This is a genomic window from Pseudomonas sp. BCA17 (assembly GCF_004519405.1).
In the GTDB taxonomy this organism is placed as follows: Bacteria; Pseudomonadota; Gammaproteobacteria; order Pseudomonadales; family Pseudomonadaceae; genus Aquipseudomonas.
In genome coordinates this window covers 1-11,916 of sequence record NZ_SGWI01000007.1, presented here as the reverse complement: position 1 = coordinate 11,916, position 11,916 = coordinate 1, and the positions used below count along the sequence as shown (strand labels likewise).

The following is an 11,916-nucleotide window of genomic DNA, read 5'->3' as shown; positions in this document are numbered from 1 at the left end:
CTTGGGCTATGTCGGTGCGCGAGGCGGAAAGATCCGCGTGGGCATCCAGAAAATCAGCAGGATCAACGCCACCGCGATACCTGCCATGACGCAGTAGAGATCCGCAGAAGTGAGTACCACCGCCTGCTCGTGCAGGCGGCGGGCCAAGCCAGGCGCGTCAGCGTCGGCCAGGGGAGAATTGCCCAGGCGGTCCACCAGCATGGTCGAGTGAAAGTGCAGGCGCTGGGTGGTCAGGGTATCCAGCACGGCGGTGGCAACCACCGCGGCGAGGCCCTTGACGGTGTTGAACCAGGCCGAGGCGAACGGCCCGTCCGTCGGCTGGATACTGCCGGTGGAGAGCATCAGCAGCGGCAATACGGCCATCGGCTGAGCAAAGATTTGCAGCAGGTACCAACCAAAGAAATCGTCGCGAATCCACGCTGAAGTCAGGTGCGAGCTGCCGATGCAACACAGCACCAACATGCTCAAACCAACGCCCAACACCCAACGGCAGTCGATCCAGCGCAAGTTGCACAGCGCCGCCACCAACGGCAGAGCGATCAGTTGCGGCAGCGCCATCAGCAGCATCACCGGTGCGGTCTGCAGAGGGCGATAACCCTGGACCTGAGCCAGGAAACTCGAGGGGATGATGATCACCGAGGTCAGCACCATCAGCACGCCGGCCAGCACGATGAGGGCAAACGCCAGGTTGCGCAGGCCAAGCATCTGCAACTTGAAGAATGGCAGCGGGTGCGACCATTCGTTGAGCATGAACAGCACCAGTAACAGGCTGCCGCCACTCAGCAGGAACGTAATCAGGCCGGACTCGAACCAGTCCAGGCGATTGCCCTGCAACAGGCCGATCACCAGCATGCAGATCGCCGGGAACCCAAGCAGCAAACCGCACCAGTTGAACTGCTTGAAACGCTCCAGGCGCAGCGGGTCTTGCGGCAAGCCGTAGGCCACCGCCGCCATCGCCAACAGGCACGGTGCAACAATTTGCCAGAACGCCCACTGCCAGCCGACATATTCGGTCCACAACGCCGCCAGCGGCGTGCCCAGGCTCGGACCGAAAGTGGCGGTCAGCGCGTAGCCGGCCAGGCCGTACAGCTTGACGTTGGCCGGCAGGAAACGCAGCGCCACGGTCATCAACATCGGCGGCAACGCCCCACCGGCCAGGCCTTGCACAGTGCGCAGCAGCAGCAGGCTTTCGTAGTTCGGCGCGAACGGGCACAGGATGCCCAACACGGTGAACAACGCAATGGCACACAGCGTGAAACGGCGCAGGGAAAAGGTCACCGAACACCAAGGTGCAAAGGCCATCGCCGCCACGGAGGTAGCGGTGTAGGCCGCCACCAACCAGGTGCCTTCGTCAAAACCGATGTACAGCGCACCGCGGATATCAGCGAGTGCGACTTTGGTGACCATTTCGTTGAGTCCCGACACCAGCACCGCCAGCAACACGCCGACCAGGCCAATGACGATGCGCGGGCCGAACACCGGCGGGTTGAGCGCAGTAGGTTTGGCTGCAGCCTGGAGAGCCGGGGCAGCGAGGGAAGTCATGGACACTTAACTCGAAAATGAAAGTACCCGAGCAGTTTAATCAGGCATATCCATGACAAAAAGTTACTTATCGGCAAGTTATAAGTGCGCCAAACGCAATCCACTGTGGAAGCTTCCCCGACTGTGTCAGCGATGAATTTGCACCTGACCTACCGCCATCGGGAGCAAGCTCTGTCCTACATTGTGGCGCGCGTTGAAACTAGGTCGGCTGGGCTTCCAGCCAGGTGGCGTGGCAACTCTCGCGCATGATCTCGCGCAGCCACTTGTGGGCGGGGTCTTTGTCGAAGCGCGGGTGCCAGGACTGGGCCAGCACCAGTGTCGGGAGCGAAATCGGCAGCGGGAATGCACGCAACGGCAGGTTCAAGCGATTGGCACTGTAGAGCGCTTCCTTGGGTACCGGCAGGATCAGGTCGGAGTCGGGCAACATGAACATTGCACCGTGAAAGCCTGGGGCGATCATCGCCACGCGTCGCTCCAGGCCCTGGGCATTCAGCGCTGTATCGATCGGGCCACGGGAGATACCGCGCCGCGAAATACTAATGTGGGAATAACTGGCAAAGCGCGCGGCGGTGATGTCTTCGTCAAACAACGGATGGCCTTTGCGCGCCAGACCGATGAAGGTGGTCGAAAACAGGTTCTGCACTTTCACTTCAGGGCTTGCGGGCTGGGTGTTGCTTACGCGCAGATCCAACCGCCCCTCACGCAGCGCTTCGTCGTCGGTGTCGCCTTCGGGCACGAAACACAGCTCGCACAGCGGGGCCATGCGCTCCATGGTGTCGAACAGGCGACCGCCATACACACCGATAAAGAAGTCGTTGGCCCGCACACTGAAACGACGGCGCAAGGTACTCAAATCCACTTGATCCGCCGAACGAAACAGCAACGCCGCCTGCTCGACCACATTGCGCACTTGGCCTTGCAGTTGAAGGGCCTTGGGTGTGGGCACCAGGCCGCGGCCGGCGCGCACCAGAATCGGATCGCCCACCGCTTCGCGAATGCGCGTGAGGGTGCGGCTCATGGCCGCCGGGCTTAAATTCATGCGTCGCGCAGCGCCGACCACACTGCCCTCGTCGAGCAAGGCGTCGAGGGCGACCAGCAGGTTCATGTCCGGTAGTTGCATGCCAAGCACTCATGATCAGTGGGGAGTGAATGGGGTGCAATCGTAGCAGGGTTACGAACGCTGCATGCCCCAGCGCTTCACCGTAAGCCGTTCGAAGGTGTTGAACACCAGGTTCTCCACTAACAAACCAATCAGGATCACCACGGCCAGCCCGGCAAACACCTTGTCGGTGTACAGCTCATTGCGGTTCTGGAAGATGTACCACCCCAACCCGCCCTTGCCGCTGGTGGCGCCGAACACCAGTTCGGCGGCGATCAGGGTACGCCAGGCAAATGCCCAGCCGATCTTCAGGCCGGCCAGGATCGAGGGGAGCGCCGCCGGGATCAGGATAAACAGCACGAAGCGCATGCCCTTGAGGCCATAGTTGCGGCCGGCCATGCGCAGGGTTTCGGACACCCCGAGAAAACCGGAGTAAGTGTTCAGCGCCAAGGCCCACAACACCGAATGCACCAGTACGAAAATCAGGCTGTTCTGCCCCAGGCCGAACCACAGCAACGCCAGCGGCAGCAGCGCAATCGCCGGCAGCGGGTTGAACATCGAGGTCAGGGTGCTCAGCAGGTCGCGGCCCAGCTGGGTCGACACCGCCAGCGTGGTCAGGGCAAACGCCAGCACGATGCCGATCAGGTACCCCTTGATCAGCACCGCCAGCGAGATGCTGACCTTACTGAGCAGTTCGCCGCTGAGCAGGCCGTCGAACAGCGCCTGAGCGGTTTGCAGAACGCTCGGCAGCAGCAAGTCATTGTTCTGATAGCGCGCAACGGCTTCCCAGAGAATGGCGAGCACGATCAGGATCAAGCCCTTGCGCAGCCAACCTTGTTGCCAAAGGCGGTGGCGCAAGGGCAGCTCGCGTTCCACGGGGACGCTGAGCAGCGGTTCGAGGTTGACTTCAAATTCCTGGCGCATGAACGGCCCCTTTCAATAAGCGATGCGGATATCGGCGAAACCCAACTCACGTTCGGCCTCAGGCGCTTCGTCGAACAGCAGGCGATGAATGCGCCGCGCCGAGGCCTGGAACTCTGTACCGCCAAGGCTGTGCAGGTCGTATTGATGGCTGTGGATTTCAGCGCGCACCCGTCCGGGATGAGGCGACAGCAACAGGATGCGATTACCCAGCACCAACGCTTCTTCGATGGAATGGGTGACGAACAGCAGGGTGAAGCGCACCTCTTCCCAGAGCCGCAACAGCTCCTCCTGCATCTTGCGTCGGGTCAGGGCGTCGAGGGCGGCGAAGGGTTCGTCCATCAGCAGGATCTTCGGCTGCATGGCCAAGGCGCGAGCGATGGCCACACGGGCTTTCATGCCACCGGACAAGGTGTGCGGATAAACATCGGCGAAGGCACTGAGACCGACTTTGTCGAGGTAATGCAGGGCCCGTGCTTCGGCTTCGCGGCGCTTCAGGGTTTTCGACGCCAGCAGCGGGAACATCACGTTTTGCTTGACGGTTTTCCAGGGCGGCAACTGGTCGAACTCCTGGAACACCACGATACGGTCCGGGCCTGGTTGTTCGACTCTCTGCCCCAACAGGCGGATCTCGCCTTCGCAGGGTTTGATAAACCCGGCGATGGACTTGAGCAACGTCGATTTACCGCAACCCGATGGGCCGAGCAGCACGTAGCGGTCGGCCGGGTCAATTTCGAAACTGACTTGGTGAGTGGCCCGCACCACACGTTCAGGCGTGCGGTATTCGAGGCTGACGTTGTCCACCGCCAACAACGGTTGGGCCGTACTCTGGGTGCTGGCCGCGTGGCCTTGCAGGGGCGCGTTCATTTCGTCTCTCTTGCCGGGTATGGGTTTCAGAACGGCGCATCGCCCTGGATGGTGGTGCGAAACAGCTTGCGTCGCAGGTGGCTTGGGCACCCGGCGGCCAGGTGGATCAGCGAGCGGTTGTCCCAGAACACCAGGTCGTGAGGCTGCCACTGGTGGCGGTAGATGTTCTGCGGCAGCACGCTGTGGGCGTACAACTGGGCCAGCAGATCGCGGCTTTCGTCTTCCGGCAAGCCGACAATGCGCGTGGTGAAGCCTTCGCTGACAAACAGCGCCTTGCGCCCGTTTTCCGGGTGGGTGCGCACAATGGGGTGCACCACTTCGGCGACCTGAGCGAGCTGCTCGGGGGTCAGGGTCGGGCGCCAGTTGCCTTCGAATTTGGTTTCGCTGTAACGCGCCGTGTATGAGTGAGCGGCGCTGCGGCCTTCCACGGCTTTGCGCAGGTGTTCAGGCAGTTGGTCCCAGGCTTTGTGCATGTCGGCAAAGAGCGTGTCGCCACCTTCGGAGGGCAACTCCTGGGCGTGCAGCATAGAGCCCAGGCTGGGCAGTTCTTTGTACGACAGGTCCGAGTGCCAGAACTTACCCGCATCGCCCAGGCCGATGGATTGGCCGTTTTCGATGATGTTGGAGACGATCAGGATTTCCGGGTGGTTGGCCAACAGGAACTGCTTGAGCACATGGATCTGCAACACACCGAAGCGGCGGCTGAAGGCGATCTGCTGCTCGGGGGTGATGCGTTGGTCACGGAACACCACAACGTGATGGTCCAGGTGCGCACGGTGGATGCGGGCGAAGTCGTGGTCGTTGACCGGACGCGACAAGTCCAGGCCGATGATCTCGGCGCCGACGCTGCCGGGGAGTGGGCGAACGTCGAAGACCTGGGTGGATGAGGTCGCTGTTGGAACAGTAGAGGTGACGGACATTTGGGCACTCCCGGTCGGACAGGAGAGTGACTTTATAGCTATAAGAACCGGCCATTAAATACCGTTAATGAATATACATATGCTTTGAAAGTGGAATCCGTGGGGAGGCTGATGACCCCATCGGGAGCAAGCCCTCTCCTACATTTTGATCTGCGAATACATTCAAAATGCGGGAGGAGACTTGCCCCGATGAGGCCGGGACAGGCACTGAAGATTACCGCTCGTGCAACGCCTCGGCGCGTGCCTTGATGATCGGCTTGAGCAAGTAGCTCAGGATGCTCTTCTTGCCGGTGATGATATCCACCGAGGCGACCATGCCGGGGATGATCAGCAACGGCTTCTCGTCTGTGCCCAAGTGGCTGCGATCGGTGCGCAGGGTGATCATGTAGTAGGTGGTTTTTTTGTCTTCGTCGGTGATGGTGTCGGCACCGATGCGTTCGAGCTTGGCTTTCAGGCCGCCGTAGATGGTGTAGTCATAGGCGGTGAATTTGACGATCGCTTCCTGACCTGGGTGCAGGAAGGCAATGTCTTGCGGGCGGATCTTGGCTTCCACCAGCAGGGTGTCGTTCAGCGGCACTATTTCTACCATGTCGCTGCCCGGCTGGATCACACCGCCGACGGTGTTGACCAGCAATTGCTTGACGATCCCGCGCACTGGCGAGGTAACCAGTGTACGGCTGACCCGGTCTTCCAGGGCACGGCCAGTGGACTCGGCCTTATTCAGTTCAGTGCGGGCTTCGTTGAGCTGGGTCAGCGCTTCGCTGCGGAACTTGCCACGGGTTTCGTCGATCTTGCGTTGCACTTCCTTGATCGCCGATTCGGCACGGGGAATCGCCAGGGTGGTGGCGTCCAATTGGCCACGGGTTTCCATCTCGGCCCGCTTGAGGCGCAACACTTCCACAGGCGACACCGCACCCTGGGCCACCAGTGGTTCGGACATGTTGATTTCCTGGCGTTGCAGGGACAACTGGCTGCGGTACTGGCTTTGTTTAGAGGTGAACTCACGCAGTTCCTGCTGACGCTGCACCAGTTGCTCCTGCAGGCCACCGACTTCGTCTTTCAACTGCTGGCGGCGGCTGTCATACAACGAGCGCTCACTGGCGGCTTGGCTCGGCGCGGCCTTTAGCACGTCGTCGGGGATGTTCAGCGGGCGGTCATCCACCTGGGCACTGAGGCGCTCGACACGCAATTGCATGGCCAGGCGCAGGGCCTCGGTTTCGCCGGCATTGGAAACGAAACGTGTGTCGTCGAGGCGAATCAACGGCGCGCCGGCTTCCACCACCTGGCCTTCCTTGACGTACAACTCGGAGACGATACCGCCTTCCAGGTTCTGGATTTTCTGCAGCTTGGACGAAGGGATCGCCTTGCCGTCGCCACGGGTGACTTCGTCGATGCTGGAGAAGCCCGCCCACGTCACCAGGAATATGAAGAACGCAATGATCGCCCAGATGGTCAGGCGGATAACCCGCGGTGCATCTTCGATCAGTGCTTTGTTGACCTCGGGCAGGGGCTGGCCCTGCAGCGAATCGGAACCTTTGAAATAGCGGCCAACCGCGCTTTTGATGGAGTTAAGCAACACTGATCTGCCCCTTTTTCAACGCTTCCATGACCACGGCTTTCGGGCCGTCTGCTAGGATCTGCCCACGGTCGACCACCAGCAGGCGGTCCACCAGCGAGAGCAGTGAGGCACGGTGGGTGACCAGCACGATGGTTTTGTTTTGCACCACGGCCTGCAGGCGTTGTTTCAAGCGCTCTTCACCCGTGTTGTCCATGGCGCTGGTGGGTTCGTCCAACAGCAGGATAGGCGGGTTGAGCAGCAGCGCGCGGGCCAGGGCGACGTTCTGGCGCTGGCCGCCGGAGAGGTTCTGCCCACGTTCACCGACTTGCAGCTCATAGCCTTGCGGGTGCAGGCGGGCGAATTCGTGCACGCCGGCCAGTTCAGCGGCCTGCAGGACCATTTCGTCTTCGACATAACGCGCACCGGACACCAGGTTGTCGCGTAGCGTACCCGCGAGCAGTTGAATGTCCTGGGCAACGTAGCCGATGTTGTGGCGCAGTTCACTGACATCGATCTGGCGCACATCCACGCCATCCACCAGCAAGGCGCCGGAGTCTGGCTGATAAAGGCCGACGATCAGTTTGGCAAGGGAGCTTTTGCCCGAGCCGCTGCGGCCGATGATGCCGATTTTCTCGCCGGGCTTGATCATCAGGTTGATGTTTTTCAGCGCGGCGTTCTGTTGATTGGGGTAAGTAAAGCTAAGGCCCCGGCACTCGATGGCGCCTTGCAGGGTGCGGCGGCTCATGGGGCGTTCTTCGAAATTACGCTCCTGGGGCAGCTCCATCATCTGGTCCGTCGACATCATGGTGACCTTGGCTTGCTGGTAACGGGTCAGCAGGCCCGACAGCGAAGCCAGTGGGCTCAAGGCGCGGCCACTGAGCATGTAGCAGGCGATCAGGCCACCCATGCTGAGGTTGCCGTCGATGATCTGGTACACACCGAACACGATCATGATCACGCCGGCCAGTTGCTGGATAAGCAGGGTCATGTTCATCGACAGGCCCGACAGCAACTTCACCCGCAGCTCAAGGCGGCTCAAGGTGCCGATGGTCTGTTCCCAACCGTACTGGCGCTCGCTCTCGGCGTTATTGACCTTGACCGCATCCAGGCCGGCGAGGGTTTCGATCAGGCTCGACTGGCGCTCGGCGGCCAGCGCCATGGTGCGCTCCATGGTCGCAACGAGCGGTTTCTGCAGGGCATAGCCGATGCCCAGGGCAATCGGGAACGCCAGCACCGGAATCCACACCAGGTGCCCGCCGAGGATGGCGATGACCAGGAATATCAGCAGGGTAAATGGCAGGTCGATCAGACTGGTGAGAGTCAACGACGCAAGGAAGTCACGCAGGCTCTGAAACTCGTGGATGTTCTGCGCGAAGCTGCCGACCCGTGCCGGGCGGTACTTCATGGACATGCCAACAATGCGCTCGAACAGCGTGGCCGAGATGATCAGGTCGGTCTTTTTACCGGCCAGGTCCAGGCACAGGCTGCGCAGGCTTTTGAGGATCAGGTCGAACAGATAGGCACCGCAGATGCCCACTGCCAGCACCCAAAGGGTGGCGGTGGCCTGGTTCGGCACCACACGGTCGTACACATTCATCACGAACAACGGCGCGGCCATCGCGATGATATTGATCAGGAAGCTGGCGGCGATGGCGTCGGTATAGAGCCAGCGCGAACGCTTGAGCGTGTCCCGGAACCACGAACGCGCCCGGGGAATCAGGGTGCCGTGGTTGACGTCGAATTTGTGCTGCGGTTGGGCGAAGAAAACTTTGCCGACATAGTCGTCAGCCAGCAACTCGCGCTTGACGATGACTTCACCGCCGTCGCTTTCGCTGAGCAGGATGCGGGCTTCATCATCGCCCTGCCAGCCGACCAGCACGGCACTGCGCCCCTCTTTGAGCAGCAGCAACGCCGGCAGGGCTATCGTGGGGATCTGTTCCAGTTTGCGTTGCAGCACCCGCCCTTGCAGCCCGGCCCGCGCAGCTGCACGGGGCAGCAGCTCGGCACTCAACCGCTGCGAAGGCAGCGGCAGGCCAGTGGTGAGCATGGCCGCGCTGGCCGGCTTCTGATGCAGGGCGCAGAGCGCAAGCAGCCCGTCAAGTAACGGGTCGTCGTGCAGCGTGCGGGGATCATGGCTGAGATGAACTCGACTGACTTCGGATTCCACGCGGTGCACTCTCGACTAACAGATGGGGCTATAGGGGTGGCTCAATTCATCCCGGGCAGTTGGACTTTAGGCTTCACGTCGGTTTGCACGACGGAGGCCATCGGTGCGACCACTCCCTGGCTTTTGAGCAATTCGCCCATGGTCGCCTTGATTCGATACTGAGTAAATAACTGAATGTTCTTGATCTCTTCCAGACGACGGGAAGCGGTGAACAATTCGTTCTCACTGTCGAGCAAGTCGAGCAGGGTCCGTTGGCCAAGGCTGAACTGCTGCTGGTAGGAAGTGCGCACGCGGGTGCTGTGATCCACGTACTGCTGGGCCACCGGCAACTGCGCGCTGGCGTTGTTCAGGGCGTTCCAGGCCAGGCCCAGTTCTTCGTTGAGTTGGCGCAGGGCGTTGTTGCGGATGTCCAGGGCCTGGTTGGCCTGGTACGACTTGGACTGCAGGTCGGCTTTATTGCTGCCACCGGCAAACAGGTTGAAGCGCATACGCACCATGGCTTCCCAACCATTATTGTGGCTGGCGTCACCCGAGACATTGTTGTCCGCGTTGGTGCCAAGCTCGGCATCAAAGCGTGGGTAGAAGGTGGACTTGGCGGCTTCGTACTGCTTCTCGGCGGCGGAGATGTCCGATTCGGCCGAGCGCAGGACCGGGCTGTTGTCGAGCATCTGGCGGCGCGCTTCATTCAGGTCTGCCGGCAGCATGGCCATGAACGGCGCCGGGCGCTCCAGTTGGTCGGGCATCTGGCCGACGGCGCTGAGGTAGTTGACCTGAGCGTCGGCCAGGTTGGTCTGCTCGGTGATCAGGTTGTTGCGAGCCTGGGCCAGACGCGCTTCGGCCTGATCCTGGTCGGCACCGTTGCCGACGCCGCGCTGGGTGCGCAATTTGATCTGATCGTAGATGCGTTCGTGGTTGCGCAGGTTTTCTTCGGCCAGGCGCACGAATTCACGACGGGTCAGTACATCCAGGTACACCTGAGCGACGGTCAAGGCAGTGCGCTCGGAGGTGCCGAGCAGGGAGTAGGCGCGGGAGTTGACGTTGGCTTGCTGGCGGCCGACTTCGCTGGAAGTGGCAAAGCCGTCAAAAATCATCTGTTGCAGGCGCAGGCTGGACTCACCGCGGTTGAGAGTGTCCCAGTGGTTGCCATTCGGACCGTTGGCGGCGCGGGTAGTGGAGTTGTCGGTACCTTCGCGGCCATAGCCGGCATTCAGGTCAACGCGTGGCAGGTAACCCCCCTGGGCGGCGCGCAGTTGGTAATCGGCGGCGATACGGCTGTTCACACCGGCCTGAATTTCAGGGTGCACATCCAATGCCTGCTGCATGGCTTGGGGTAATGTCTGGGCTTGAACGAAACCGGCGGCGAGAACGAACGGTATTGCCTTGAACAGGTGCAGACGCATTTAAAAATTCCCCAGGACTTCTTGTCTCAAATCACAGCGATTCACGTCGCTGCGTCGGATAATGGCTACCGTAATGACCGTACGTCGGAAAGTTCAAAAAGCGGAACTGCTTCACACATGTAGGACGGTTCGCCGCGTAAATATCAATGTGACATTATGGGGGCGATTGTTTAGGATGGCGCCCATAAGGTCAATAGTTTGGCATAAACTAGATAGCGAATAAATCTAGCCAATTATTTGACGAAGTCACCCTTACAGACTACGCCCCTCCTGTTTGGCCCTCTTCCGAGCGGCCACATGGAATTCATCAGAAACGGATCGCCGGAGAAAATTTAATGAGCAGTGTTGTTGCCATTGTCAAAAGCATTGTTGGTCAAGTTTTCGTTATTTCTCCGGAAGGAACGCGCCGTGTTCTGGTAGAAGGTGATCGCCTGTTTGCGGGCGACCAAGTCGACACCGGCATGTCGGGTGCAGTCAGCCTTGAACTGGCCGATGGCCGCACGCTGGACCTGGGCCGGGATACCCAATGGAGCGCCGACCTGCCGGACTCCACCCTCGACCTGGCAGCTGCCGCCCAGAACGCGGCGCCGTCGGTTGCCGAGTTGCAACAAGCCATCGCCGCAGGCGCGGACCCGACCACCGACCTGGAAGCCACTGCCGCAGGCCCAACCGCTGCCGGTAATGGCGCGGCAGGCGGTGGTCACAGTTTTGTTGTGCTGGACGCGACCGCCGGCCGCGTTGACCCGACCATTGGCTTCCCAACCGCTGGCCTGGGCCAGGCCAATTCGACGCTGACCCAGAACGTCGGTGCTCAGCCTGGCGGCAATAGCGGTGGCCTGGCTCTGCAAACCGCCACGCTGACATTGGGCGCCACGCCGACCATCACCGAAGCCGGTGGCGTGCTGACCTACACCGCCACCGTGACCCAGGCGCCAATCGGCAACCTCACCATTACCTTGTCCAATGGCGCGGTAATCACCATCCCGTCGGGCCAACTCACCGGTACCGTCAGCGTGCCCCTGGCCGCGAATGACAGTCCGTACATCGATCCTAGCCAGATCAGCGTCAACGTCACCGGCACCACCGGTGGCAATAACCTGGTGCTGAACATCGATACCACGCCGGCGGTGACCCAAGTCACCGACACCATCGACACCACCACCGTTACATTGACGGCGGGCAACACGGTCACGGAAGGCGGCGCCATCACTTACACCGCCACACTGACCAACCCGGCGCAGACGCCAGTGACCGTCACCTTGAGCAACGGCTCGGTGATCACCATCAAGGCCGGCGAATCCACCGGCACCGTGGTCGTGGATACTCCGGCCAACGACGTCTACAACAACGGTTCCACCGTCAGCACTACGATTACCGGCGCGACTGGCGGCAACTTTGAAAACCTGGTGCCGAGCACGACGCCTGCGGTCACCACGATCACG

At 61.0% G+C, this 11,916-nt stretch carries 9 protein-coding genes; 1 reads left to right on the top strand and 8 read right to left on the bottom strand.

Annotated features, from left to right (window positions below):
• Positions 1-6 precede the first annotated feature (6 nt).
• The 8 genes from EXW71_RS22835 to EXW71_RS22800 form a co-directional block, all read right to left on the bottom strand.
• On the bottom strand, positions 7-1,542 hold the full coding sequence (locus tag EXW71_RS22835; protein ID WP_134660279.1) for an MFS transporter: 1,536 nt from the start codon (positions 1,540-1,542) through the stop codon (positions 7-9).
• 199 nt (positions 1,543-1,741) lie between these two features.
• Entirely contained in the window at positions 1,742-2,662 is a 921-nt protein-coding gene (locus EXW71_RS22830; RefSeq protein WP_123717504.1) for a LysR family transcriptional regulator, read from the bottom strand.
• Positions 2,663-2,713: 51 nt separating this feature from the next.
• A complete protein-coding gene (locus EXW71_RS22825) occupies positions 2,714-3,565 on the bottom strand; it encodes an ABC transporter permease (protein ID WP_134660278.1) in 852 nt (283 codons plus the stop codon).
• 12 nt (positions 3,566-3,577) lie between these two features.
• Positions 3,578-4,429 (bottom strand): ABC transporter ATP-binding protein, encoded by an 852-nt coding sequence (locus EXW71_RS22820; protein ID WP_134660277.1) that lies wholly within the window; start codon positions 4,427-4,429, stop codon positions 3,578-3,580.
• Positions 4,430-4,455: 26 nt separating this feature from the next.
• Positions 4,456-5,349 (bottom strand): TauD/TfdA family dioxygenase, encoded by an 894-nt coding sequence (locus tag EXW71_RS22815; RefSeq protein WP_134660276.1) that lies wholly within the window; start codon positions 5,347-5,349, stop codon positions 4,456-4,458.
• A 214-nt stretch (positions 5,350-5,563) separates the two neighbouring features.
• Positions 5,564-6,928: an HlyD family type I secretion periplasmic adaptor subunit gene (locus EXW71_RS22810; RefSeq protein WP_123717507.1), complete on the bottom strand. Its 1,365-nt coding sequence runs from the start codon at positions 6,926-6,928 to the stop codon at positions 5,564-5,566.
• A complete protein-coding gene (locus EXW71_RS22805) occupies positions 6,918-9,074 on the bottom strand; it encodes a type I secretion system permease/ATPase (protein ID WP_134660275.1) in 2,157 nt (718 codons plus the stop codon). The genes EXW71_RS22810 and EXW71_RS22805 overlap by 11 nt, the downstream gene beginning before the upstream one ends.
• Before the next feature lie 41 nt (positions 9,075-9,115).
• The gene (locus tag EXW71_RS22800) at positions 9,116-10,474 is read right to left on the bottom strand and encodes a TolC family outer membrane protein (protein ID WP_123717508.1); all 1,359 of its coding nucleotides are present in this window, start codon (positions 10,472-10,474) and stop codon (positions 9,116-9,118) included.
• A 335-nt stretch (positions 10,475-10,809) separates the two neighbouring features.
• Between EXW71_RS22800 and EXW71_RS22795 the strand changes: the two genes are divergently transcribed.
• Positions 10,810-11,916 (top strand): retention module-containing protein (locus EXW71_RS22795; protein ID WP_134660274.1); only part of this gene is annotated, 1,107 nt, incomplete at its 3' end.